General features: G+C 46.6%; 22 protein-coding genes. 10 read left to right on the forward strand and 12 right to left on the reverse strand.

Annotation, left to right across the window (positions count from 1 at the left end):
• Nucleotides 1-3: 3 nt before the first annotated feature.
• Nucleotides 4-423 (forward strand): VOC family protein, encoded by a 420-nt coding sequence (locus tag C1S74_RS17430; protein ID WP_045396288.1) that lies wholly within the window; start codon nt 4-6, stop codon nt 421-423.
• Between the two features lie 129 nt (nt 424-552).
• On the forward strand, nt 553-804 hold the full coding sequence (locus C1S74_RS17435) for a TIGR03643 family protein (protein ID WP_045396291.1): 252 nt from the start codon (nt 553-555) through the stop codon (nt 802-804).
• A 37-nt stretch (nt 805-841) separates the two neighbouring features.
• Here the strand turns inward: C1S74_RS17435 and C1S74_RS17440 are convergent, their stop codons facing one another.
• From C1S74_RS17440 to C1S74_RS17455, 4 genes are all read right to left on the reverse strand, one after another.
• On the reverse strand, nt 842-1,561 hold the full coding sequence (locus tag C1S74_RS17440; RefSeq protein ID WP_045396294.1) for a hypothetical protein: 720 nt from the start codon (nt 1,559-1,561) through the stop codon (nt 842-844).
• A gap of 520 nt (nt 1,562-2,081) precedes the next feature.
• Nucleotides 2,082-4,772, reverse strand: a complete 2,691-nt coding sequence (gene ygjK / locus C1S74_RS17445; RefSeq protein ID WP_045396297.1) for an alpha-glucosidase — start codon at nt 4,770-4,772, stop codon at nt 2,082-2,084.
• Nucleotides 4,773-5,032: 260 nt separating this feature from the next.
• Nucleotides 5,033-5,800 (reverse strand): transcriptional regulator, encoded by a 768-nt coding sequence (locus C1S74_RS17450; protein ID WP_045396299.1) that lies wholly within the window; start codon nt 5,798-5,800, stop codon nt 5,033-5,035.
• A gap of 456 nt (nt 5,801-6,256) precedes the next feature.
• On the reverse strand, nt 6,257-7,390 hold the full coding sequence (locus C1S74_RS17455; protein WP_045396300.1) for an MBL fold metallo-hydrolase: 1,134 nt from the start codon (nt 7,388-7,390) through the stop codon (nt 6,257-6,259).
• Nucleotides 7,391-7,547: 157 nt separating this feature from the next.
• Between C1S74_RS17455 and C1S74_RS17460 the strand changes: the two genes are divergently transcribed.
• Entirely contained in the window at nt 7,548-7,793 is a 246-nt protein-coding gene (locus C1S74_RS17460; protein ID WP_045396301.1) for a Rho-binding antiterminator, read from the forward strand.
• A gap of 86 nt (nt 7,794-7,879) precedes the next feature.
• Here the strand turns inward: C1S74_RS17460 and C1S74_RS17465 are convergent, their stop codons facing one another.
• The 5 genes from C1S74_RS17465 to ompW all read right to left on the reverse strand — a co-directional run bounded on the left by C1S74_RS17465 (nt 7,880) and on the right by ompW (nt 15,388).
• The gene (locus C1S74_RS17465) at nt 7,880-9,367 is read right to left on the reverse strand and encodes an MDR family MFS transporter (protein ID WP_005434843.1); all 1,488 of its coding nucleotides are present in this window, start codon (nt 9,365-9,367) and stop codon (nt 7,880-7,882) included.
• The gene (locus tag C1S74_RS17470; protein ID WP_045396304.1) at nt 9,364-10,389 is read right to left on the reverse strand and encodes an HlyD family secretion protein; all 1,026 of its coding nucleotides are present in this window, start codon (nt 10,387-10,389) and stop codon (nt 9,364-9,366) included. Before C1S74_RS17470 ends, C1S74_RS17465 begins: the two co-directional genes overlap by 4 nt.
• Nucleotides 10,390-10,659: 270 nt before the next feature.
• The gene (locus tag C1S74_RS17475) at nt 10,660-13,260 is read right to left on the reverse strand and encodes a TRAP transporter permease (protein ID WP_045396307.1); all 2,601 of its coding nucleotides are present in this window, start codon (nt 13,258-13,260) and stop codon (nt 10,660-10,662) included.
• Nucleotides 13,261-13,341: 81 nt separating this feature from the next.
• Entirely contained in the window at nt 13,342-14,313 is a 972-nt protein-coding gene (locus C1S74_RS17480) for a TAXI family TRAP transporter solute-binding subunit (RefSeq protein WP_020195112.1), read from the reverse strand.
• Nucleotides 14,314-14,743: 430 nt separating this feature from the next.
• Complete coding sequence (ompW, locus tag C1S74_RS17485) at nt 14,744-15,388, reverse strand: outer membrane protein OmpW (RefSeq protein WP_045396310.1); 645 nt, start codon at nt 15,386-15,388, stop codon at nt 14,744-14,746.
• 507 nt (nt 15,389-15,895) lie between these two features.
• Between ompW and C1S74_RS17490 the strand changes: the two genes are divergently transcribed.
• Together C1S74_RS17490 and C1S74_RS17495 are read left to right on the forward strand one after the other, a co-directional pair.
• The gene (locus C1S74_RS17490; protein WP_045396313.1) at nt 15,896-16,546 is read left to right on the forward strand and encodes a Qnr family pentapeptide repeat protein; all 651 of its coding nucleotides are present in this window, start codon (nt 15,896-15,898) and stop codon (nt 16,544-16,546) included.
• A gap of 8 nt (nt 16,547-16,554) precedes the next feature.
• Nucleotides 16,555-16,866, forward strand: coding sequence for a cupin domain-containing protein (locus tag C1S74_RS17495; protein WP_045396316.1), 312 nt, complete (start codon nt 16,555-16,557; stop codon nt 16,864-16,866).
• A gap of 205 nt (nt 16,867-17,071) precedes the next feature.
• Here C1S74_RS17495 and C1S74_RS17500 read toward each other — a convergent pair whose 3' ends face one another.
• Nucleotides 17,072-17,818: a hypothetical protein gene (locus C1S74_RS17500; protein ID WP_045396318.1), complete on the reverse strand. Its 747-nt coding sequence runs from the start codon at nt 17,816-17,818 to the stop codon at nt 17,072-17,074.
• A gap of 184 nt (nt 17,819-18,002) precedes the next feature.
• Between C1S74_RS17500 and C1S74_RS17505 the strand changes: the two genes are divergently transcribed.
• Together C1S74_RS17505 and C1S74_RS17510 are read left to right on the forward strand one after the other, a co-directional pair.
• Nucleotides 18,003-18,332, forward strand: a complete 330-nt coding sequence (locus C1S74_RS17505) for a DMT family transporter (protein ID WP_045396320.1) — start codon at nt 18,003-18,005, stop codon at nt 18,330-18,332.
• Between the two features lie 16 nt (nt 18,333-18,348).
• Nucleotides 18,349-18,975: an HAD family hydrolase gene (locus tag C1S74_RS17510; protein WP_045396322.1), complete on the forward strand. Its 627-nt coding sequence runs from the start codon at nt 18,349-18,351 to the stop codon at nt 18,973-18,975.
• A 55-nt stretch (nt 18,976-19,030) separates the two neighbouring features.
• Here C1S74_RS17510 and C1S74_RS17515 read toward each other — a convergent pair whose 3' ends face one another.
• Both C1S74_RS17515 and C1S74_RS17520 read right to left on the reverse strand, forming a co-directional pair.
• Nucleotides 19,031-20,209: a lytic polysaccharide monooxygenase gene (locus C1S74_RS17515; RefSeq protein WP_045396325.1), complete on the reverse strand. Its 1,179-nt coding sequence runs from the start codon at nt 20,207-20,209 to the stop codon at nt 19,031-19,033.
• A gap of 215 nt (nt 20,210-20,424) precedes the next feature.
• Nucleotides 20,425-20,865, reverse strand: coding sequence for an Lrp/AsnC family transcriptional regulator (locus C1S74_RS17520; protein ID WP_045397577.1), 441 nt, complete (start codon nt 20,863-20,865; stop codon nt 20,425-20,427).
• A gap of 148 nt (nt 20,866-21,013) precedes the next feature.
• On the opposite strand from C1S74_RS17520, the gene C1S74_RS17525 reads away from it, so the two are divergent.
• The 3 genes from C1S74_RS17525 to C1S74_RS17535 all read left to right on the forward strand — a co-directional run bounded on the left by C1S74_RS17525 (nt 21,014) and on the right by C1S74_RS17535 (nt 24,796).
• Nucleotides 21,014-21,598 (forward strand): LysE family translocator, encoded by a 585-nt coding sequence (locus C1S74_RS17525; protein ID WP_045396329.1) that lies wholly within the window; start codon nt 21,014-21,016, stop codon nt 21,596-21,598.
• A gap of 268 nt (nt 21,599-21,866) precedes the next feature.
• On the forward strand, nt 21,867-23,789 hold the full coding sequence (locus tag C1S74_RS17530) for a S9 family peptidase (protein ID WP_045396332.1): 1,923 nt from the start codon (nt 21,867-21,869) through the stop codon (nt 23,787-23,789).
• 233 nt (nt 23,790-24,022) lie between these two features.
• On the forward strand, nt 24,023-24,796 hold the full coding sequence (locus C1S74_RS17535) for a siderophore-interacting protein (protein WP_045396336.1): 774 nt from the start codon (nt 24,023-24,025) through the stop codon (nt 24,794-24,796).

Raw genomic sequence — 24,796 nt, forward strand, 5'->3', positions numbered from 1 at the left:
ATCATGGCACACCACAGCCACCCAATTGAAATTAAAGCCATCGACCACGTAGTACTGAGAACGGATAATCTCGACGCGATGTTGCGTTTCTATCGAGATCTATTGGGATGCCCTATTGAACGTGAATTACCAGATTTAGGCTTAACTCAACTGCGTGCTGGCACAGCAATCATTGATTTGGTTACGGTCGATAGCGAACTCGGTAAACTGGGCGGCAAATCGCCAAGCCAAGACGGTCGTAATGTCGACCATTTCTGTCTGCAAATTGCCCCTTTTGAGGAGTTTGAATTACTCGAATACCTTCGCCAACATGACGTCCACGTTGAAGGATTCGCCGAGCGATATGGCGCACAGGGCTTTGGTCGCTCTGTGTATTTAGAAGATCCAGAAGGCAATGTGGTCGAGCTTAAACCACAGAAATAACTCGTTGCTATTCCTAACTTTATTTCCTCATTTTATCGGTTAAAAGCGGCTTCCAATTAAACCGTTTCGCCGTAGATTACGTATGTGTGTTCCTAAGCTTAAATAGGCAACCCTGATTAGGAACACACCATGACCCTCAGCGACGACGCACTATCCAGAATCATAGAAATGGCATGGGAAGACCGAACCCCGTTTGAAGCGATTGAGCATCAATTCGGTCTGAACGAAAATGGCGTTATCAGCTTGATGCGTCGCCACCTCAAACCTCGCAGTTTCAAGCTTTGGCGACAACGTGTATCTGGGCGCAACACCAAGCACTTTAAACTGCGTTCACCAGACGTGAACAGAGGCTATTGCCCAACGCAGTACAAACAACGTTGAACCCCTCATAGAGCTTTAAATTGCAAACGCTATGCGCTTAAACCATAAAGTAAGGCGCACTGTCTCGCATGAATTCCGCCATAGAGGCGAGGTAATCCCACGTTTCTCGGTAGGTGTGGTTCATGCATTGCGTGAAGGCTTGGCACAGTGATGGATCTTCTTCCAACCACTGGCTGACGTGCTGCGCAGTGTAGGAAACCTGCTTAACTTCATCATCCAATATCTGCTGAATGGTCGGCCGCATCTCTTTTAAATAGGGGATATCCGATTGATCGATAAAGTTCAGTTGAGAAACCAGTAAACACCAAGAACGAAGTTCGACAGAATGAGCTCGGAAAAGGTGGATTTTAATGTCGTCATAAAAGTTGCTCACATTACTGAAGTCGCTCAAACTCTCCTCCTGATACACCTCGGTTTGATAGCCCGTCAGTGGGATTAAACTGGCGTACATAGCAGAGTGGTTTCTGTCGTTTTGGCAGTGGTGCATGATTTGTTGCTTCATCTCACCTTGCGCGTAACGAGTGGCGATCATCTTAAGTCGCTCTGCCCCCTCTTCTTCATTAATGGCATTGTGCAACAGATAGTAAGCCGTTGTTTGTTTGCTCTGGAATATTTCGCCAGTGAGCTCACCCATTGCTTTAGGTGTGAGTGAAGAATCGGAATGCAGGTAGCTTGCAATCGAGGCTTTGTACTCTTTAGAGGGCACAAAGTTATTATCCTCTAGCAAGTTATACAGGCTGGTCTGTAAACAGTTCATGTCATGTCACCTTCCTTGATGGTGTTGCTCCGCAACACGTCATACTGACAACGTAGAAAGTGAAGTATTTATCAATACTCTCCTTTGAATGAGGCAGATCCAGACGGCAAAGTCGAGTTTGAGAATAATTTCGGCTCGGAGCGGCTGAACAGCGCGAGGTTAGGACAACTCTTAATACTTTCGTATGAATACTTAACCGCCTCATTGACTTTTGCATCATACAATTTGTTACAAAATAGTTAAATGATCATTTTGTAAATGTTACCTATTGCAAATGGACAGAATGAAGTGCGGGTAGATAAGCCGCAGTTTTTTAAAGAAAAATGGTTTTGTAGCACCGTTTTTCTTGCATACAACTTTTATAAAATGCCAGGAAAATAGTATTTTAACTCTATAAAAACCGGAGCGCTTTCACTGTCCGGTTTGATCTTATTGAGCCTAATTTGAAGAGGATTAAGCGGTTGCAGATGATAGGGGGTCATCTGCAACGCTTAACGTATTAGTGACTAACCAACAGGTGTTATTTGCCCACGAAACCGTTGTACAACATGTAAAGGTGCGCCGCACTCCAAGAGAAGTTGTTCGCGCCTTGTACCGCGCCCGTTTCAGGGTTGTAGTTTTCCTGAATTGGGGTGGTTTCTGTTAAACCTTGTGCGTTTTGGAACAGCTTATCAACCATTTGGCGCGCTTCTACGCCGTAACCGTAGTTGTCCATACCACGAACGCCGAAGTAGAACTGATCTAGCCACACACGACCACGCCAGTAAATGTCTGGACCGTAAGCAGGGTTGTCCATTGATGCCGTACCCAATGGGATCTTCGGTGAGTTGAACTTGCTGGTATCAAGCATGTTTTTCACCACTTTGTCCGCGTGTTCTTGCGTCGCTGCGTTGTTAAACAGTGGAGACCAACCCTCTGGACCCATGCCACGTTTCACCAACATTGGACCCGCACACTGGTTGCTAAGGCCATTTGGTACCACTTCGATGTCGTAGTAGAAGCCCGTTGTGTCGTCGTACATACAACGGTTGATGTACTCTTTGGTGTCAGCGGCTTTCGCTGCGAACTCTGCCGCTTTATCTGCTTTGCCTAGCACTTCTGCAATTTGCGATAGGAACAGGTTGTCTGAGTACCAGTAAGAAGCTTGGTCTACCGATTCTTGCATCAGCGAGTAGCCAGACAACTTGTTCGCGTCGTTGGTGTTCTCGTTGAACTTCACTTCCCAGTCTTTCTTCGCTAGAGCCAGTTTGTCCATGTTCTCTGGCGAATCATCACGGTAAGTCACCACTGAGCCATCTTCACCCATGACCATGTCGTAGGTGTTGTCGAATCCGTTGGTATTGTGTGCGTAACGACCCATTTGGTCGATCACTTTAGCTTCGTCTTGTGTCGGCAGTTCAGACATACCTTGTAGGTTGTCGATGGTGTCGATAAAGCCAAATACACCCGCGTTATCACGACCAGATTCCCAACCCGCAGCTACTTTTGCAGGGATGCTCATCGCGGTGTAATCACCGGACGTTAGCAACTGGTTGTATTTCTCGATGCCAGTCTCTTTGATCCACTTGTCGCCATTCGCTTCGTCTTTGTACTGGAACTTCATGTCGTCTACAGACGCATCTGCTCCCCAAGAACCATCATTCACATCATCTTCAAATACAGTGTGAATTGGGTCTTTTGCTGCACCGTATTCAGGGATGCCGTTTTTGTTTGTATCGCGAGCACGTAGCCACCAATCGTGGAATGCCACCAACTTCGGATACATCTCTTCTAGCCACTGCTTCGCTTCTTCCGGACGGTTATGCTCGTCCTTCAGCGCGGTGTACACTTCCCATACTGCCCATGCAGCTAGAGATGGTTTGGTGTTACGTTCGTTCCAGTTCAAACCGTCTGTCGCCAGTGGGAACACTTTTTTGTATTCCGCAGACATGCCTTCCCAACGTTCTGCCGGTAAGTTGTAAGTGACTACGTCAAGCAAGTAACCTTCGTCCCAAGGGCGAACAGGATCGTCAGACTGAACTTGATATTGGAATACAGTACGAATGTTTTCCATCGCCACATCTGGGTTGAAGTGAGCCATTGCGTACGCTTGTTTCCACGTATCCCACGGCCAAGTCATGTTGCCAGAGAAGTAAGGCGCAGTTACTGATGGTGTTACTGTGTCGTGGTCAATGGCACCTGCTGCACCACGCCAGTTCGCGCTCAGTGTTTCCATCGCTTTTACTGCAACGAATTCATGCTCTTTTGAAGCAGCATCGTTGGTTAGACCGTTTTCTAGGTACTCTTCCCAACGCATTGCTGAATCGTGCATGTAGCCTTTCGGATCGGCCATCACGTCGTCTAACTTCGCAAACTCAGACGCTTGCTCTTCCGTGTTTTGCACGTGCGTGTAAGCCGTGTATAGCGTGATTTCTTCGCCATTACCAAGCTCAGCCGTTTGGACAAAGCCTTTCTTATCATCATCGATGGTAGACGTTTCTGGCTTGATAGAGCGTGTTACTTCAAACTTAGAATCGCCTGAAGTCAGTAAAGACCAAGAGGCGCGAACCGCACCAAAAGACACTTCTACGCCGTTTTCTGTCGCTGCGATTTCACGCGAGTAAGTAGGGTATGCATCTTCAACACTGCGCACTGTGCTGTCGCTGTTTTTGTATAGCTCACCATCGTCAGCGCGGTAATCTTGCATCAACTCACCGTCCCATTCGCCTTGAAGAGCCAGCTTGTTCGGGTTCTTGATGGTGGTTTTAACAAGAGACGTACGGTCGGTAACAAAGCGCATTTCAAGTTCGGCAGTGATGCCGTTATCGCCTGTGTACTCTTGAATCAGCGCGCCTGGCTGCGAGTAAGCGTCTGTTAGCTCAAGCGGCATCGCTTCACCGTCAACCATCAGTGTTAGACGGTCGAAACGTGCAGCCATGAATGACACGTATTCTTCAGTTAGCAACGCTGTACCACCTAGGGTGATTTCACCACCTTGAGTGTCTAGCGTGTGGCCATGCCAAGAACCGTTATCGAACATAGGAATGTAGCGAAGGTGACCACCATGAAGATCGCGCAGTGCCACTGGCACACCTGCACGGTCAATGGTGTTGTGGAATTCAGCCGCTTTCAGTGGCGCTTCCACATTCGAGTCATTATCACTACTGTTGCATCCACTAAGTGTTAGAGCAACCCCGACAGCAATCGCACATAAAGAAGTCTTAAAGTGCATGTTATATCCCTCATTTATTGGCTTTTGGTCCTGATCAGGCGAAAAAAGGTCGAGACGTGCCCTGCCGAGTTTCGATGATGAAGATTCAGCCTTATTTATTTCACTTTTGGATTTGAGAAGAGATCGGTTAATTTGTCTCTTCTTCGTTTGACCTATTTAAATAACAGGTCATTAATTTTGGATAATAGTGGGTCTTTGATGCATTCATTATCAAACACACCCACTTAATATAAATTCTTTATTTTGTGATTAAATAGTCACTATTTTTCATTCGCCATCGAGATGGCTTTTAATAATTCACCGTCAATATTCAGAATCGTATCCGAAAGGAATATCTGATTGCCCGGCGTGTAAGTCATTAAGACGTTTCTCAGTCGCTTACTGCCTTCTCCGCTCTTGTTTTGCACATCAAACTCTATCAGTTTGTTGTACACCTCATTCGCCAGTTTCTCTTCCTGCTCTTCAGTGATAGCAATGCGTCCCATGCAAATCGGTGGTCGCACATCATGGCTAAACACTTCATCTCGAAAGCGCTTAGCAAACAAAGTATCGAGCTTGGAGCCTTCTTCGAAAATAAAGCGACCTTGGTCTTTAAAGCGGTATTGGTCATCACCTTTTAGCTCGATGTAATCCATCATTTCCAATGCGCGGAAATAAAGGGTGATCGAGGTATGGGTCAATTGGTATTTACTCGCAATATCTTGCGGAGACCATTCCTTCCGACGTAATAAATACAAGAAATCAAATAGGTACGGATACTGGTGAAATATTTCACTGTTAATGTCGGTGATAAATTGCTCGTTTTCTTGTTGCAGCTGTTTACCACGCATGGACAATTCGACTAAGTCAGTATCTAAATGAGTGGCATACGAGAGTATTTTGTCCAACCCTAAAGACGTATTGTGTAACTGTCTCTTAATGGTTGATAGAGGAATCCCCATTCCAGCAGAGAGATCGGAATAACAAATCCCTTTCTCTTTAATTTTTTCTCGTAGAGCAGCAAGTAAATACGTTGCAGAATTATTCATCTAACAATGCCTGTTTTAATTTCTTCAGCATCCCTGATGATATATTCAAGAGAATCCTACTCTTGTGATACTGGTTCCAATTATTACCAGCATTCTTTATCAATTAAATCGATTTCAATGATGAGACTTTTACTTATTGTTAACTGATCAAGTTTTACTCATTGCGTTCACACTTTGACCATTTATTTTAAGCCTTATCAGTATGGCGACGAGTATAATTGTTTTGATGCGTAAAATTAAGTTCACTTAGATTTTTAGTAAAAGTTTTCTACCGAGAGATTAATTTCTTAGGTGGGAAGTATCAAAAAACTGTACTTAAAAATTTAGTCTCGCTTGAGATCACAGAATATTCGCGAGTGACTGGTATTTCATCGAGTTAGTGACCAGTAAAAAGCTTGTTATAAGGAGCAAGAAAGTTAGTTAAATTAACCGAGGTATTATTGAAGCGCCGTCATATTATACCCGTATTTTTCTAGCTTGCTCACATAATTTATTGGCCTGCCACCAAGGTTTATTTTTATATTCTTTTGCCACATAAAAACTCTCTCCCGCCATCGGAGTAATAAGTTCAATATGATCGGCTTGGCAATGTTCAATCAAGTCCTCAATGGGTTCATCCCATTTGTGCGTAAACAACTCATACGTTGCCCAGTGTACAGGTAGCAACTTCTTCGCTTGCAGATCTTTGAATGCTCGTACGGTGTGATGCGCTTGCATGTGTCCCCAGTTCTCAACCGGATAACCTTGGTTGCCTTTCACATCTGCCGCGACTTCCAAACAGGCGAGATCAATCGGACCGCAACGCTGAGCGATTTGTGCAAAATGGCTATCGTACGCACTGTCTCCGCTGAAATAGAGCGTCTCTTGCTTCCCTTTTACAACCCAAGATGCCCATAAGGTAGAATTCTTATCCAGATAAGTGCGCCCTGAGTTGTGATTGGCTGGCGTGCAAATCAACTCAACGTTGGCGTAATGAACGCTATCCCACCAATCAAATTCCACCACGTTATCAGGTCGAACGCCCCAACGAATCAGATGCTTACCGACACCGAGTGGCACGTAAAATGTTACGGATTTATCAGAATAGTAACGTATGGTCGACGCTTCGAGGTGATCGTAATGATCATGAGAGATCACGATGATATCAGGAATCGGCAAGCTATCCCGTACGGCTGTATTGGGGATATTGCGCTCAAACCATGCCTTCGCAATCAACGGCGACGCGTAGTCGAATACAGGGTCAGTGAGAATACGTATTCCATCTACTTCAATAAATAACGTCGAATGACCTAACCATGTCACACGCATCGCTTGTTGACGTTGCTCGAATTGCGTCAGTTCTATTGGTGAATGCGGCAATTGGTTATCAGGACTGAGCGGCGAACGTCCGCCCATGTAGGCCCAACACACTTGCCAAAAAGACTGAGGGCTTGGCACGTTTGGCATCTTGTCTTTGACGCGTCCATATTCAAATTGAGGTGAGTGGTTGATGCGATGCGCCAACTGCGCGTAGTAAGTGTGAGGAGTAATCAGTGATTGCGTTGCGCGCTCACGAGCCAAGTACGTGTTTTTAAGTGTCGTTTCAGACATGTCCTATCTACGTCTTGTTCACTAAACTATGGTTTTAGTTAAGCCTGCTTGTATGTCTTTTTCATGACCAAAATAGGGCGTAAGATGAAGATTAGGTTTCAGAGAAGTATTTCTGTCCTTTATCGGTCTTGATAAGGAAGAGAGAAGGAGAAAAGTTATGGTGACCTGCAGCCAATACGATTTTATTGAAATCGCCTGTATGTTTAAGTTGTCCGTTGAAATTACGTTGAAGAACGGTGAGAAGCACCAAGGTAAGGCGTTCGATACAGGTTACGACATGGAACGCCAAGAGTGCTTGTTTTTGGAGAGAAACGGCGAACGAACTCCCTTTCCAACCGAGCAGTTAATCGCGATGAAAGCACTCAAAGACAACCCGCATTTCAGTGAAGTGACCTTCGGTTAACTGCTCGAAAACCGATACAAATGTCAGATACAAAAAAGCGCCCTTAACTGGCTGAGTTAAGGGCGCTTTTGTTTGGCTTTAGAGGTTTACCTTGAACGGATAAAGATCAGCATCGGCATCATGATAACGAACATCACCCCAACCAACTGGAAGGTGTGCACAAAGGCCACCATTTGCGATTGCTGATGGAGCATGTTCTGATATTGCTCCAATGCCGCAGGATCGGTGATCGATAACCCCTGTTTCGCAGCCCAGTCATGCAACACTGGGTTATAAGGGTTAAAGCCTTCTCCCAAAGCGTGCCATTGCTGTTGGCTGTCGCGGTATTGGTACGTAGTCGCAATGGAGATACCAAACGAGCTACCAATGGTGCGGAACAAGTTAAAAATACTCGCCCCTGCCACCGACTGCTCTTTTGGCAATGTCATGTACGCCAGTGTCGATAGGGTCGAGAAGGTCAAGCCTAAGCCCATACCTTGAATCATACTTGGCATCACGATCCAGAAGGTATCGATTTCCATGGAGTACAAGGTCATGAGGTAGCTACCAATACCGATACAGGTTAGGCCAAAGACAATCTTCAACCTTGGATCGAATTGCGGGTTAATCACAATCACCAATATCAGCATACAGGCAGATGCCAGCCCCCGTGGTGCCATTAACATACCCGTAGTGGATACTGGGTAGTTCAATAAGCTTTCGAGCAACATCGGTTGTTGAGTGGTCAAGCCGAACATGGCCATCGACACGACCGCCATCATTAAGGACGAGACCATGAGGTTTTTGTCCTTGAGGAGCCACAGAGGCGCGATAGGGCTCTTGGTCTTCCAACTGCGGTAGATCCACATGATTAAGCCCATGATCGCCAGCAGCACTGCGGTTTGGATAATGCGGGAGTTGAACCAGTCTTCGTCGTTACCTTTGTCGAGCACGAACTGCAACGCACCGACCCCGAGGGCCATATAACCAATGATCCACCAGTCGAAGTTCGGTTTGGATTTGTTGCTGATGTGGATGTAGCGATAAATCAGCGCAGTACACACCAAGCCAAATGGCAAGTTGACGTAGAAGATCCAACGCCAGTTGATGTTGTCAGTAATCACACCGCCCACTACTGGGCCTAAGATAGGACCAAGCAAGATACCGATGGAGAAGATCGCCATCGCCTTGCCTTTTTGCTCGGAAGGGTAAATCTGAACCAGTGTCGATTGTGCCAATGGGATGACTGAAGCACCAAATGCACCTTGGATAATACGGAACACCACCATCTCTTCGAGTGAACCCGCTTGTCCACAGAAAGCACTGGCAATCACAAAGCCGATGACCGCCACCAACATGACTTTGCGCTCACCAAATCGCGATACCCAGAAACTGGTCATCGGGATGAAGATCGCCTCAGCCATGCTATAGCCAGTTAGCACCCATGTGATTTGGTCTGCCGTTGCGCCTAGCGCGCCCATCATGTGTGAAAGCGACACGTTAGCAACGGTCATATCTATCAACACCATGATGGCCGAAAGCATCACGGCGACGGTGGCTATTCCCCGTTTGTCGGCCGTAATCTCGTTACTCATTGTGCGTTACTTTTCAGATCAACAGTCACTTCAGAACTTGCACCCACACGTAATTGTGGCGCACCTTCAGGTACTTCAAGCGTCAAACGCACAGGGAAACGTTGTTTGATTTTCACCCAGTTACCGGTTGCGTTTTCTGGTGGCATCAAAGAGAAAGAGGTACCACTTGCTGGCGACAGTTCTTCCACTTTCGCATCCCAAACTACGTCTGGGTACATGTCGATCACGACTTCAGCGTGCATGCCTGCTTTGATGTGCGTTAGGTCAGTTTCTTTAAAGTTTGCGCGTACCCAGTAGCTGTCTTTTACAATCACAGGGAACAGAGTTTGGCCAACTCCCACAACAGAACCAGTATGTGTGTTGATTTCACCCGCGATACCATCGACAGGAGAAGTAATGTCGGTGTAGCTAAGGTTCAATTCAGCTTGTGCAAGTTGCGCCGCCGCTTGTTGAACAACCGCGGCTTCTGCGCCTTCTTCACCGCGATTTGCGATCGCTTTTTCAACCGTTGCACGCGCTTGTTCTAGGCTTGCTTGAGCATTAGCGAGTTTGTTCTTCGCAGTATCCAAATCTTGGTCAGACGCTAATTTGCGTTTCACTAACGAGTCAGTACGTTTGTACTCCAACTGCGCTTCGGTCAGGTTCGAGCGTGCAGCATCTAAACCAGCGACCGCTTCTGTGACCTGTTTATCGGCCACATCATGCTGTTGAACCGCCAATTGGTAAGCCGCTTTCGCTTGTTTGACCGCGAGCAGATAAGGGCGAGAATCAATCTTTAATAACAGATCACCTTTGTTCACCACTTGGAAATCTTTGGCTTCTACTGAGATGACTTGGCCTTGAACCTGAGGAGCGACAGACAGGATTTTTGCTCTTACGTATGCATCTTCGGTACTTGGGTGACCATCAGAATATTGCCAAGACCAGAACATCGCACCGAAGCCGATAGCACAAACGAGAAGGAAAAGGATTTTGGTCAGTTTGGATTTCGAAGAGGATTTCTTCGCGATATCGTCGCTCATTTATATTGTCCAAGTGTTCAATTATGTGATCAGTGTAGGAATTTTCCGCAATCGAACAATAAAATGATCTGCAAGGTTAAGATCCAATTTTGAGCGTTGCTAAATTGTTCAATTGATGCGCAAAGGTATTCACAAACTGGGTTTGCATAAAGTATAGAAGACGCGAATCAATCCGCGACTTAGGCAATCACATTGGCGAATATTCCAGACAGAAAAAAGCCCCGTTAGTCTCAGCTCTAACGGGGATTTATGGTTATTTATCTTTAACTATCAATGTGCTGTAGCAAGTTGCGCTGTTACTCTTCGACGTTGTAGCCAAATCACAACACCAAACAGCAACATTGCCGGAATCCACATCCACTCTTTGCGATAACGCTCAACAGGCACACGCACATCGACAATTTGTTGGTCGAACTGCAATCCTGCCGCCTCTGCTGGGCTAGCAAAACTAACGATATCAATCAGGGTTTGTTCACCTTGCTGATAAGTAGCGATACCCAATGCGTCCAGCTTATCTTGTCCAGTTTCCCCTTCAGGAACCGACAACAGCACCGAGAATTCTCGCATCTTACCGACCGCATCTTCACCGCTGATGCGCATTCTAAGCACACTGCCCTCTTCTAGCGGCTCAAGCGTTTGTGCCAACTGGGCAGGATTACTCGATTGGTACGGGTCCACCACCATGTCGATCCAGAATCCCGGACGGAACAGAGTAAAGGCCACCAGCAAAAGCAGAACGCCTTCGTACCAACGGTTACGAGTCAGGAACCAACCTTGCGTCGCCGCTGCGAATATCAACATCGCGATAGTAGAGATAACAAAGATGGCAATGCCGTGCGCCCAATCGACATCAATCAACAACAAATCCGTATTGAAGATAAATAGGAACGGCAAAGCTGCGGTTCTTAGACTGTAGTAAAACGCGGTTAAGCCCGTCTTGATTGGATCGCCTTTCGACACCGCCGCCGCAGCAAACGAAGCCAGACCCACTGGCGGCGTTACATCCGCCATGATGCCGAAGTAAAACACAAACAAGTGCACCGCAATTAACGGCACAATCAAACCGTGTTGTTGACCCAGCGTGACGATAACAGGTGCTAGCAAACTTGATACCACGATGTAGTTCGCCGTGGTTGGTAAGCCCATACCTAGAATCAAGCTCAATACCGCCGTAAGCATCAGCATGAGTAGCAAGTTGCCCATCGACAGGATCTCAACCAAGTCAGCCAGCACTAAGCCGACACCGGTTTGCGATACGGCACCAACGATAACGCCAGCGGTGGCGGTCGCGATACCAATACCGATCATGTTACGCGCACCAGCAATCAAGCCTTCACGCAAATCAATACAACCGTCTTTGAAGTTGCCGTAATCGTGCTTGCCATCTTTACGCATCCAAGTCAGCAGAGGACGCTGAGTCAAAACGATCACCACCAGAATCACGCTGCCCCAAAAAGCAGACAACCCTGGAGACAAACGCTCGACCATCAAACACCACACCAAGACCACCACGGGCAGGAGGTAGTGCAAGCCAGACAACAAGACTGCGCGAGTATTTGGTAGTTGTTCTAGCGGGGCATCTGGATCTTCTTCTGGTAGCGGCTCATTGCTTGCAGCCACTTTTAGCAGCGCCAAGTACACCACCGCAAGAATCAATGCCATCCCCGGCAGGACAAAGTCACCCAATACTGGCTTCAACCATCCTAAGCCGTAGTAGACCGCCATCGACAATCCAGAAATCAACGCCGCACCAAATGCAAAACCCGTGAGTCTTGCTAGCCAAGGTTTTGAACGTGCGGCATCAATTGGCTGCATGCCCAACTTGAGCGCTTCTAAATGAACAATATAAAGCAGGGCAATGTAAGAAATAGCGGCAGGTAAGAAGGCGTGTTTGATGATCTCAACATAAGGAATGCCGACGTATTCCACCATCAAAAATGCCGCGGCGCCCATAACAGGAGGCATGATTTGCCCATTCACCGATGACGCCACTTCCACTGCACCAGCTTTCTCTGGAGAGAAACCAACCTTGCGCATCATAGGAATAGTGAACGTACCCGTGGTCACTACGTTGGCAATCGACGAGCCCGAAATCAAACCGGTTAAGCCCGAGGCAACGACGGCCGCTTTTGCAGGACCACCACGCAAGTGCCCCAACATGCTAAATGCTAATTGAATGAAGTAGTGCCCTGCTCCAGCGCGTTCCAATAACGCGCCAAACAGAACAAACAAGAATACAAAGCTGGTCGATACGCCAAGTGCAATACCAAACACACCTTCTGTGGTGATCCACTGGTGGTTAGCCAGCGCGTCCAACTGCACGCCACGATGGGACAACAAACCCGGCATGTATGGGCCTGCCAAGCTGTAGCCGATAAACACCAACGCAATCACTGGCAATGCTGGGCCTAACACTCGGCGCGCCGCTTCTAAAAGCAGAGGTAAGCCAATCAATGCGGTAATAAAGTCTTCAGTGGTTAAGCTGCCCGGACGTTGTGCTAGTGCTTCGTACATAACAAACAAGTAAAGCGAAGACGCGCAAGCAATCAAACCCAACATGATGTCGAAGGCAGGAACACGATCGCGCGGAGAGCGCTTAAAAGCAGGGAAGACAAGGAAGGCAAGCAACAAGGCAAAGCCAAGGTGAATGGCGCGCGTTTCGGTGTCGTTCATCACACCGAAGCCAACAATAAACGGCAGCGGAGACGCTATCCAAAGTTGAAACAGAGACCAAAGTAACGCCAAACCCGCAATCAGCTTTTCCATGATTCCGGTTGGCAGGCGAGCACCCACATCTTGGGCAATCAGTTCTTCTGCCGACAGCTCACTCGGATGCGTATCAGCATGGGACGTGGAGATCGTCTTATCCATAATTTTCTCACAAACAACAGAGAAGCAAGCGCTGCGAATCCATCACAGCGCTTGCTAAAAATTGAAGGTTCTAAGAGTTACTTACAACCAGCCGCGCTCTTTGTAGTAGCGCACCGCACCTTCATGCAGTGGTGCAGACAAACCCACTTCAATCATTTCTGATTCTTTCAAGTCTTTAAATGCTGGATGCAAACGCTTGAAGCGGTCTAGGTTGTCGAACACAGATTTCGTCAGTTGGTACACCAACTCAGGATCGGTCTCTGCTGTGGTTGAGAGCACCGCTTTACCGCCGATAGATTGCGTATCGTTCGGGTTGCCACGGTACATTCCGCCCGGAATGGTTGCTTTGGTGAAGTACGCACGCTCAGCAAGTAACTTGTCGATTTCAGGACCAGTCACTGGTACTAGCACCGCATCCGTTGTAGTTGAGGCTTCTTGAATCGCGCCATTTGGGTGACCAACAAAGTAGCTCATTGCATCGATGTTGTTGTCGCTCATTGCAGAAGCTTGTTCTGCTGGTTTCAGATCTGACACCAAGCTGAACACATCTTGCGACCAGCCTTTTGCTTGCATCACTTGCTCAAACGTATCGCGTTGACCAGAACCAGGGTTACCAATGTTGACGCGCTTGCCTTTCAAATCGTCGAAATTGGTGATGCCCGCGTCTTTACGCGCAAGAATTGTGAACACTTCACTTTGTAGTGAGAAAACGGCACGAATGTCCGTCATTGGTTGGTTATTTTGGAAAGGAGCCACACCTTCTAGGGCTTTGTATTGGTGATCTGACTGCATGATGCCGAAGTTGTATTCGCCACTGCGCAAACCATTGACGTTTGCCACGCCACCACCACTGGCTGGTGCATTACATTTAATACTGTGGTCTGCTGCACCACGGTTTACGAAACGACAAATCGATTGACCTGCCACGTAATAAACGCCAGTTTGACCGCCCGTGCCGATAGTAATAAATTTCTCTGCCGCACTTATTTTCTCACTGTATGAGAACAGTGAAACTGCCGAAGCAAATACTGCAATGAGTGTGGTTCCTTTCATTTTTAGTTCTTCCTGTCTACCGATTGAAAAATAAAGATATTTTTCTCAGCTAAAGACAGCAAAACCGAAAAATACTCGTGTAAAAATTCCACGCTTCACGAGCGATTTTCCTTAGTCAGCTAATCCTTAGCTTCATTTTGTAATTTTTATTTCGGCATTCGATCAATAATTAACCGAACACTTGCAATCGAATTTATCAGAACAATTTCCAAACCTAGCTATGGTAAATTTTCGCTTTTCTCAGCAATCGAGAATTAACAGAAAATTCATTTTTTAATCGATGCGTTTACAAATAGAAAATTCATAGAAATAGGAAGAGAAAGGAGAGATGAATAGAAGAAGAAAATGAAATAAAAAAGAGGGGCAATCCCCGCAACTGCCCCTAAAAGTCATGCCAATAATCTTATTGTTCTTTTGCTACTGCTTTTTCTTAGAATTTGTAACCGCCGCTGATCATGAATACCCAAGGGTTGATCTTCACGTCAGTTTTTTGTTTTACGCCACCCGCTTTGTAGGTCGCTTCAGTTTCAATGTTTGCGTACCACGCCGATGCGTTTAGGAACCATTTATCGTTGATCATGTAGTCCACACCAACGTTTGCAGCTAGACCGAATGAATCATCCAATTTCAGATCAGAAAGTCCCGCGCCTTTACCCGTACCATTAAAGCCTTCATCAAAGAAGATGGTGTAGTTTAGACCCGCACCCACGTATGGGCGGAATTTGCTTTGTGAGTCACCAAAGTAGTACTGAACCATAACTGTTGGTGGTAGGTGTTTGGTCTCGCCGATGTCACCAAGGCCAAGTAGGTCTGTTGAAATATCATGGCCAAATGGTGTTGCAGCCAGAACTTCTAAACTGATGTTGTCGGTAAACATATAACCGAACGTCAAGCCCAGCTGCGTGTTGGAATCCACTTTAAGCTCTTCTTGAGAACCTAAGATTTTGTCACTGCTGTCATTTGGTACAACGGATGCCGCACCAACACGTACAATGAAGTCACCTTCACTGTGAGCGAAAACACTTGGAGACACTAACGCAGCAACCACTGCTAAACTGCAGATTGTTTTTTTCATTGTTATTTCCTTTTGTAGGGCTTTGTTTCTTTTTGTACTCAGCTGCGCTCTTCCCTTTCGGGCAGTTCCTTAATGAATCCAAAACCTTGAAGCACGCGAGTATCACTATTTTCTTGAGCTGCGCGCAATCTAGCATATAGAAACCCTACTATTTTGATGGAAATCAATTTGTGAAAAATATAGCTTTCACGTATACAAAAACGCCAAATTGATCAACAAATTATGCAAATAGGACACAACCCTGTAATGCAAACTGTGCGTGTGAGAAAAGTACCTCGCAGTTCTCATTCCACTTCCTCTGTGAGCCTCTGTACTTAACAAAACTTTTTTCTCGATATGCTCGGATTATTTTCAAAAAACACCCACTTCAAAACGCCAGTTTGACCGCTTAAATTGGGCGATTTTCGGCCTGTGTAAACCACTGAAACACAAGGAGTTATATTTCTGGAAAATCAGTTATTTAGGGTGTTAACCTGCTCCTAACCGAACAAGAAAAGATAAAAAGACATGATTAAGACCGACCAAACCTTCGAGCATGAGGACTTTTCTCATCACGATTTGCAAAACACCACCTTTGAAAACTGCCGCTTTTATCAGTGCAATTTCGACCACGCCGATCTGAGTGATGCAAAGTTTATTGATTGCCGTTTTATCCAGCCGAGCGACATAGAAGGCTGCAGTTTCCGTTATGCCAAACTCAAAGATGCCAGCTTTAGCAACTGCATGTTGGCTATGTCTCAGTTCAATGGCGCGGATTGCGTCGGCATCGAACTGCGCAAATGCGATTTGAAGGGTGCAAACTTTCAAAGTGCCAACTTCGCTAATCGCGTCAGCAATACTGTGTTCTTTTGTATCGCCTACATCACGGGCTGCAACTTGGCTTACACCAATTTTGAGCGCGCACTGCTAGAGAAATGCGACCTGTTTGAAAACCGATGGAACGGCGCCAATTTGATGGGCGCGAGCTTTAAAGGCTCTGACTTATCGAGAGGAGAATTCAGTCAAGAACAATGGGGCAGCTTTAATATAGAAGAGAGCGATCTTACCCACGTCGATTTAGAAGGCTTGGACATTCGCCGCGTATCTTTATACGGTGTTAAGATCTGCGACTGGCAGCAAGAACAACTGCTCGCACCATTTGGATTGATCGTTATTTAGGAAGCATTATGAATCTGTTTAAAGACCTACCCAGTGATCTGAGTGAAGAAGTGTTCGAAGATTTACTCACACATAAACAGCTGCGCATCGAGCGTATCGTCTCAAAAGGGCAAACCATGCCAGAGGGCGAATGGTACGATCAAGAAGAACATGAGTGGGTATTGGTACTGCAAGGCGCAGGCGAACTGACTTATGAAGATGGTTCTGTAAAACGTTTAGAAGCCGGTGACCATATCAACATTCCGGCGCATACAAAGCATCGCGTCAGTTGGACAGCCCCAGAACAAGAGACGATTTGGTTGGCGGTTTTCTACCGCTAGATTTTCGACTTTCTTGCTATTCCGACGAGCAGGTAAAGAAAAACGGGGGAAAGAAACCCTAACTTTCCCCATGTGCGCAATAAAGGGTCTAGGTGAGGCGCAAAAGAAATTGAAGTCATGACTCCGAGCCAGTCTCCCAACCGTTACTCAGAAATGAACCTAGCCATCACTTCAATGTTCATAAGATAAAATGTTCGATAACGTGCTATTGGATAGAGAGTGTGTTTTGCTTGCGGTTGTATTCGAATCGATGGCTTTGCTCGACGCTGTCTTTGACTTCTAGCCCTTCCATCGTCGTTGTGCCTTTCTCCAGTCGAACTTGATCACTGTTCAAGTCCACAATCAACTCATCATATTGGCTTTTTTTGCCGTTATCATCGTACTGCAAACGCACCTTGTACGTGCCTTTGCTTGCATCATATTCAGCTTGATAACCTTGGTTGAATGCCTCAATGGCAATGCCTTCTGGATACACCACCATGTCAACACGCGTTGGTGCTTCGGTGAATTTATAGGTTGAGATACCAAAACGGGTTTCGATGATGTCCGCTTCATAAAAGAGGTGTTCAATCTCGTTTGATGAGCTGACCATCACCATTTCAGGTGTCAGTCGCATCAAGTGAAACTCAAAAATCAGAGAGGTTTTGTTGTCACCAACATTCGGGACCAGTGCTTCCAACTCCTCGAGGGTACTCACATTAAAATCACGCAAAATGTTTAATGAGAGTCGATCGAGCGTGTAAGTCACTTTGCGAGACAAGTTCTCGGCCTCAAAGCCCAGTAAGTCATCGCTGATGGTGTCGGTAATCGAACGATGCAGCAGATCAATACCGTCCACCTCATAGTTCGCTCTAGGATCTTTCAACTTAGACACAGAGTCTGTCGTCATTCCCTCGCCACCACAGCCACTCAGTGCAAACATCACCGCAATACTCACTATCGCTTTATGCATCTGTACACGCTCCTTTTCAAAGACGGCGGCAGTGTAACGATTGCGGCAACGAGTTGATGTAAGCGTATGTAAGATGTGCTTATTATTACAATTAGGTAAAAGTTATTTAATCTTTTATGGGATTATTATTTTATTTGTCATCAATATACTAAGCGCACTCAACAACCGATGACGAACGACAATAATGAGCTGGTTTTTCTTACTTTTAGGTGTGGGCGCCGAAGCCCTTTCACACGTTGCACTCAAAGCCACTGATGGCTTTAGCAAACCACTACCTGCAACCCTTGTCTTAGTTGGTCACTTGGCTGCATTTTTCTGTTTGGCGCAAGCGATGAAAGGCGGCATGCCAGTTGGCATTGTTCACGCGCTTTGGGCAGGTTTAGCGATTGTATCGGTGACCTTAATCTCGCAACTGGTTTACCGCCAACACATGGACACCAGCCTTTGGATTGGCATGGCACTTATCGCAGCGGGCGTGATGGTGATAAACTTGTCTCACGGACACGCACATTAAACCATAAGGCAGCGGATTGTCAGATAAAAAAACCTCTCTCGCACTGTTTGATTTTGACGGCACCATCACGGATGAGGACATGTTTAGTGCATTCCTCCACTATGCAGTTTCTGGCCCTCGTAAGTGGCTCGGTAATGTGGTGATCATGCCGTTTTATGCGCTCTACAAAGCAGGAGTTATTCCTGCAAAGCGAATGCGTCCTATCGCCAGTTTTATCGCCTTTGCAGGAAGGAGAACGCAAGAGGTCGAAGCGTTAGGATCCCAGTTTGCAAAAGAGGTGATTACAAAACACATTCGCCCAGAAGCGCAAGCGAAACTGGAATGGCACCAAGCGCGAGGAGACACCATTGTCGTTGTCTCGGCTTCACTTAATGCCTACTTAAGCCCTTGCTGTGAAACCCAAGGTTACCAATTGCTTTGTAGCGAAATAATTGGCGACAGCAAACGCATTAATGGTCTCTACCTGAGTGGCGATTGCAGTTTGGAAAGAAAGGTCGAGCGTGTGCAACGTGCTTTCGACTTCAGCCAGTACAAAACAATTTATGCTTACGGCGATACCCACGAAGACATTCCGATGCTCAAGTTAGCCGATCATGCGATGATGAACTGGCAACCTTGGCAAAGCGAAAACGGCCTGAATTAAAACAAGAAACCCTTCTCAATTGAGAAGGGTTTTGCGTATTTGGAAAGAATGAAGCTTAACGCCAAACACCCCATTCACCTGTAGTTCCAGGCTCCTCACCACGCGTCCACCACTGCGCTGTCCATTCACGGCCGTTGTGCGTCACGACGTCACCTTGGTTGTACACCGCATCTTTACTCCAAAGGTTGGTCGGCTCTACCGGCGGTGTGGTATCACCTTTAATCAATGACAACGCGTAGCTAAAGTTAGCGTTCGGAGCCAACACTTGGTTTGCGTAGATGTTGTTGGTATCGAACATGTAGTGGTTCATTGCTTCGTGCCAAATACCCACGTACCAATCGCCCGTTTGCTGCGAGTTAAACTGATCAGCTAACTCCGCAGCCCACGTTGTGGTGTTGTTTGCACTGATTGGTAGTGACAGATCGACGATCTCGGTACCCGTTGCATTAAACGTGCGGAATCGTACCGTGTCGCCTGACTCTACCGGACCAAACCCTTGTGGGACAAAGTAACCCAGAGCTGTCAGGTTGTTTGCCGGATCTGTTGGGTCTACCGGGTCGGTAGGAGGTGTTGTACCATTGCCGTTCAACGTTATGTCACTACAGTTGTAGAAGCCTTCACCTGCAACATCAATGCGCTGCCAACGGGTATAAAGAATCGCATCGCCCGAACGATCGGCAGGGAAGGTTACCTGCATGCGGTAGCGTTTTTCTGCATCCACATACACATCACCAGCAGTATCGATAAGGTCTAAATCGTCCCAGGTCAGTGGCTGCGTATCATCATATGTTGGCTTAGAAAGGTAGAACTCCCAGTAAGACGGGTTATGTGGTGCTTTACCAAAGAACACCAATTCGATTTGATTGTTTGCATCTGGCGTCACGTTAGTACGTTGCCAATTTGGAGATGGGATATTCAAACCTTTCTTCGCGGCATCACCCGCAGAACAAAGCTCGCCGTCACGAACAATCGCTTTCACATGCGCCATATCGCGGTAGTTCGGCACGTTTGCGGCGATCTCACTACGTTGTACGAAGGGATATGCGCCCGACTCGTCATAAGCGGCCTGACAAGCTTGGTTTGGGATTTCATTGGTCCAAAAGCCGCCATCTAAATAACAAGTATTTTGACGTGCACTTGGAAACTCGACCCAGCCATGAGCACTGACATTAAAAGAGCTTAAAGCCGCAACGGCGCCCAAGCTTGCAAGAGGAAGGGTTACGTATGATTTCATCATTCATCCTTAAATTTTCAGATCCACTGCACTCGAACCGGGCAGCGACGTAGAAAAACTAGCAGGATGAGATTATTTAGAAGGTGAGAATAAATACTGGAATTGTCAGATTGCAGACTGCTTTCCAGCATTTTATGTGGACTTTACTCATACTCGACTGACTCTTTCGAGTCACTTCAAATTGATGTGCCACAAAACAATGTTCTCTATACGAGCTATCGTTCATCTTTTGGTGTGTCCATCACCACCATGGTCGTGATCGCTTTGACGTGTTCGCACTCCCCTAGAACATCTGCATGAAAAGCTTTATAAGACGCCAGATCTTGAGTCTCCACTCGTAGCAAATATTCGTTCGCGCCAGTGATATTATGGCACTCCACCACCTCATCCACAAAACGGACGTGATCTTCAAAACCGAGTTGCGCCTGCTTTGAGTGGGATGCTAAACCTATCGACACATAAGCGACAAAGCCGACACCCATTTGTTGGTTATCCAATACCGCGCGATAACCTTTAATCACGCCTTTTCGTTCCAAATCTTGCACACGACGTAAAGTCGCAGACGGTGATAACCCCACACGTTCAGACAGCTCCACGTTGGAGATTCTTCCGTCTGATTTCAACGCTTGCAATATTCTTTCGTCAAATCTATCCATGATGCTCTTTTGTTGTTTGTTCGGCGCACTTTCATCAAATAAAAGCACAAAATTGATGACGGTTCTACCTATCATTGTTGCTGACCGGTCAGAAAACGTCATTCTCTACCCATCACTTCGTGGGTAAACACATTTGCAGGAACATACTATGGAATACTCTCAACTTGGTGCACTCGCACTGTTTGCGTTTGTCTCGACCTTCACTCCGGGACCAAACAACATCATGCTAATGACGTCCGGCGCGAACGTCGGTTTTAAACGCACGATTCCTCATATGTTGGGCATTACCTTTGGCTTTGGCGCAATGTTGATTCTCGTTGGCATTGGTTTGATGAGTTTGTTCCACGCTTACCCGATAACGCACAGCATTCTTAAAGTATTGAGCCTCGCGTACTTGTTGTATCTCACCTATAAAATTGCCACCAGCAACAAAGCGGAAGTGAAAGATGATTATCGTCCAATGAGCTTTCTAGGCGCAGTGGCATTTCAATGGGTAAACCCAAAAGGGTGGTCAATGGCACTCACGGCTATCACGGTATATAGCAATGGAGGTTCTTGGCTTGAGTTAGCTTTTATCGCAGGCATTTTTTGTTTGGCAAACTTACCATCTGTGACTTTTTGGACGGCGGCAGGCATCCAACTTCAACGTTGGTTGACGACTTCTAAACGTGTGAAAGGCTTCAACTATGGCATGGCGGCGCTTCTGCTTTTGTCGACTATCCCAATGATATAAATGATAAAACCATGAAAGATAAGTGTGACTTATGCCAAGTTTTGGCTAGTCCTTTGTTCGGTAAGTACAAATAATCGCCACTTCCACGGGTGGACTGGGCCATAGTAGCAACAGCAGTGATAAGAACATTAAAAGCCTCAACGATAAGTGATACCAATATAGGTTCCCCTTTCACTGCTTTGCCGCTGCCTTTTTAGCAGCGACAATCCATTCACTCTGACCGACAAGCACGATGCTGACAGGTCCGTCACACAAGGAGCGTTATACAATGCGTATTCGCAAGCTCATTCTTGCTACCGCTTTTGGCTTACTCATCTCGGGTTGTAGCCAAACCTCTACCACCACTACCGTTGAATTGATTCCACCAGAATATCCGGTTGATTATTTCTTCCGAAATGCCGAAGTCTCTAGCTACCAAATCTCTCCAGCTGGCGATTACATTTCAATGATGAAACCATGGCAAGACCGTAAAAATGTGTTTGTCCATCCCGTTGGCGAGCCAGAAAATGTCAAGCGCATTACCTCGATTACCGGTCGCGACATCGCTTATTACTACTGGGTTGGGGATGACACCATCATTTATTCACGTGATACCGGTGGGGATGAAAACTTTTACCTCGTCACGGTCAATGTAAAAACTGGTGAAGAGAAAACCATTACACCGACATCAGGCGTAGTAGCGTACGTGATCGATACGTTGGAAAGTCAACCAGATGACATTCTTCTCTCGACCAACGAGCGGAATCCGCAAGTGTTTGATGTTTATCGTCATAACTTGAAAACCGGCAAGAACACGCTGGTTGCCCAAAACCCTGGTAACGTCCGCGACTGGGGCACCGATCATGATGGCAACATTCGATTCATTTCAACCTCTGATGGCGTAAACACAGCGGTTCTCTATCGTGATACGGTGGAGGAAGAATTTCGTCCATTGAAGAATCTGACTTTTAAAGAAAGCTTCTCGCCTATCTCGTTTACGCCAGATAACAAGAACCTGTACGTTGCTTCTCGTATCACACGCGATAAATCGGCCATCATCGAATACGATGTGAAGGCAAATAAAGAAGTGCGTGAAATCTTCTCTCACCCAGAAGTCGATGTAACCAACGCTAGTTACTCCAATGCGCTCAATAAGCTAACGACCATCTCTTATGTCACAGATAAGCGTCAGTATCATTTCCTTGATAAAGGGTATGAAGAGACTTTTGAGCGTCTGCAAGAGAAATTGCCAGGAGTCGAAATCTCGGTAAACAATGCTACTCGCGACGAGAGAAAAATGATTGTCGTGACCTACAGCGACACTGACCGTCCAAATTATTACTACTACGATCGTGATGCTGACCAGCTTGAGAAATTGGCGGCAAACGCACCTTGGCATAAACCAGAAGACATGGCGAAGATGACGCCAATCACTTACACCGCTCGTGATGGTGAGACCATTCATGGTTACTTAACTCTACCAAAAGGTCGTGAAGCAAAAGATTTACCGCTACTCGTGCTGCCACATGGTGGTCCTTGGGCGCGTGATTATTGGGGCTTCCAACCAGAAGTTCAACTGTTCGCTAACCGTGGCATTGCGGTACTGCAAATGAACTTCCGTGGTTCAACCGGTTATGGTCGTGAATTTTGGGAAAAATCGTTCAAGCAATGGGGTCAGTCGATGCAAGATGACATCACTGATGGCGTGAAATGGGCGATTGACCAAGGTTACGCACAGGATGGCGAAGTGTGTATCTACGGCGCATCTTACGGCGGTTACGCGACGTTGGCCGGTGTGACCTTCACGCCAGACCTATATAAATGTGGTATCGACTACGTTGGTGTGTCAAACCTGTTCACCTTCATGGATTCTATCCCGCCATACTGGGCACCCTTCCTAGCCATGCTGCATGAGCAAGTAGGTAACCCAGAAGATCCAGAAGACGCGAAGATGATGAAAGCCTACTCACCAGTGTTCCACGTAGACCAAATCAAAGCACCACTGTTAGTTCTACAAGGCGCGAAAGACCCACGAGTGGTGAAGAGTGAATCTGACCAAATCGTTAATGCACTACGCGATCGCGGCGTTGAAGTGGAGTACATCGTGAAGGAAAACGAAGGTCACGGCTTCCGTTCACTAGAAAACCGTCTCGATGGTTACCAAGCGATGGATCGATTCCTGAAAACACATTTGTTAGAGCAAGCGCAGTAAACAAGCTCCATTCTTCTCTCAAGGGCACTTCGGTGCCCTTTTTTATTCTCCCACTACTATCTTATAAAGCGGGACGACGAAGTGTTCATTTGAGCGAGGAGTACCGAAATTAAATCGCCGATTCTCAGATCAGAGTGTAAATTTAGATAAAGACACTATCTGCCTTATTGAGATGCTGTTAATCTTAGATGAGAAAGAGAATAGTTATCAAACGTAGTGAAATGTGAATTAAAATGAAAAAGAAACCACAACCAAAAAGCCTCGTTGTCATCAACACACAAACCGTGACACCCAACATGCAGCGCATTACCCTGCAAGGTGAGGCGCTAGGCGACTTCCCACAAGATTGCGAAGGCAGCTACATCAAGCTGTTGTTCAATGAAGTTGGTGGCACGGACATTCAAGGCTTCTCAGAAGAAAACCGTCCTGTCATGCGTACTTACACCATTCGTCGCTTTGATCCACAAGCCTGCACGATTGAAGTCGACTTTGTCCGTCATATCACTAAAGATCTACAGTGCGGCTTTGCAGCGCGCTGGGCTATGTCAGCGAAAGAAGGCGACACCATAAACATTGCAGGTCCAGGTAGCATCTCGAACCTGAATGCTGAAGCCGACTGGTTCTTTATGGCAGCAGACATGACGGCATTGCCTGCTCTGTCGGCGAAAATCCGCACGCTACCAGAAGAAGCAAAAGGCTACGCCGTGATCAGCGTGATTTCTGAAGCGGATATTCAGCCGCTAGAAGCGCCAGCAGGTATGGAAATCCATTGGGTCACCGAACAATCACTCGAAGATAAAGTTCGCGCTCTAGAGTGGAAAACAGGTGATGCAGCTGTTTGGAGTGCTTGTGAGTTCGACTCGATGCGTGCGCTACGTCAATACTTCCGTAACGAAAAAGAAGTGGAGCGGGAAAACCTTTACCTCAGCAGTTACTGGAAACAAGGCGTATCAGAAGATGGCCACAAGGTAATCAAGCGCGAAGATGCGGAACTAAACGAGCAATAA

The sequence above is a fragment of the Vibrio hyugaensis genome, from assembly GCF_002906655.1.
Classification (GTDB): Bacteria; Pseudomonadota; Gammaproteobacteria; order Enterobacterales; family Vibrionaceae; genus Vibrio; species Vibrio hyugaensis.

Excerpts from the sequence above, each read along its gene's own strand:
- C1S74_RS17440 (WP_045396294.1), bottom strand. The coding sequence starts at position 1,561 with ATGAACTGTTTACAGACCAGCCTGTATAACTTGCTAGAGGATAATAAC.
- C1S74_RS17495 (WP_045396316.1), top strand. The coding sequence starts at position 16,555 with ATGAATCTGTTTAAAGACCTACCCAGTGATCTGAGTGAAGAAGTGTTC.
- C1S74_RS17515 (WP_045396325.1), bottom strand. The coding sequence starts at position 20,209 with ATGAAATCATACGTAACCCTTCCTCTTGCAAGCTTGGGCGCCGTTGCG.
- C1S74_RS17500 (WP_045396318.1), bottom strand. The coding sequence starts at position 17,818 with ATGCATAAAGCGATAGTGAGTATTGCGGTGATGTTTGCACTGAGTGGC.
- C1S74_RS17525 (WP_045396329.1), top strand. The coding sequence starts at position 21,014 with ATGGAATACTCTCAACTTGGTGCACTCGCACTGTTTGCGTTTGTCTCG.
- C1S74_RS17530 (WP_045396332.1), top strand. The coding sequence starts at position 21,867 with ATGCGTATTCGCAAGCTCATTCTTGCTACCGCTTTTGGCTTACTCATC.
- C1S74_RS17470 (WP_045396304.1), bottom strand. The coding sequence starts at position 10,389 with ATGAGCGACGATATCGCGAAGAAATCCTCTTCGAAATCCAAACTGACC.
- C1S74_RS17435 (WP_045396291.1), top strand. The coding sequence starts at position 553 with ATGACCCTCAGCGACGACGCACTATCCAGAATCATAGAAATGGCATGG.
- C1S74_RS17465 (WP_005434843.1), bottom strand. The coding sequence starts at position 9,367 with ATGAGTAACGAGATTACGGCCGACAAACGGGGAATAGCCACCGTCGCC.
- C1S74_RS17535 (WP_045396336.1), top strand. The coding sequence starts at position 24,023 with ATGAAAAAGAAACCACAACCAAAAAGCCTCGTTGTCATCAACACACAA.
- C1S74_RS17505 (WP_045396320.1), top strand. The coding sequence starts at position 18,003 with ATGAGCTGGTTTTTCTTACTTTTAGGTGTGGGCGCCGAAGCCCTTTCA.
- C1S74_RS17455 (WP_045396300.1), bottom strand. The coding sequence starts at position 7,390 with ATGTCTGAAACGACACTTAAAAACACGTACTTGGCTCGTGAGCGCGCA.
- ompW (WP_045396310.1), bottom strand. The coding sequence starts at position 15,388 with ATGAAAAAAACAATCTGCAGTTTAGCAGTGGTTGCTGCGTTAGTGTCT.
- C1S74_RS17450 (WP_045396299.1), bottom strand. The coding sequence starts at position 5,800 with ATGAATAATTCTGCAACGTATTTACTTGCTGCTCTACGAGAAAAAATT.
- C1S74_RS17475 (WP_045396307.1), bottom strand. The coding sequence starts at position 13,260 with ATGGATAAGACGATCTCCACGTCCCATGCTGATACGCATCCGAGTGAG.
- C1S74_RS17520 (WP_045397577.1), bottom strand. The coding sequence starts at position 20,865 with ATGGATAGATTTGACGAAAGAATATTGCAAGCGTTGAAATCAGACGGA.
- C1S74_RS17490 (WP_045396313.1), top strand. The coding sequence starts at position 15,896 with ATGATTAAGACCGACCAAACCTTCGAGCATGAGGACTTTTCTCATCAC.
- C1S74_RS17430 (WP_045396288.1), top strand. The coding sequence starts at position 4 with ATGGCACACCACAGCCACCCAATTGAAATTAAAGCCATCGACCACGTA.
- C1S74_RS17480 (WP_020195112.1), bottom strand. The coding sequence starts at position 14,313 with ATGAAAGGAACCACACTCATTGCAGTATTTGCTTCGGCAGTTTCACTG.
- ygjK (WP_045396297.1), bottom strand. The coding sequence starts at position 4,772 with ATGCACTTTAAGACTTCTTTATGTGCGATTGCTGTCGGGGTTGCTCTA.
- C1S74_RS17460 (WP_045396301.1), top strand. The coding sequence starts at position 7,548 with ATGGTGACCTGCAGCCAATACGATTTTATTGAAATCGCCTGTATGTTT.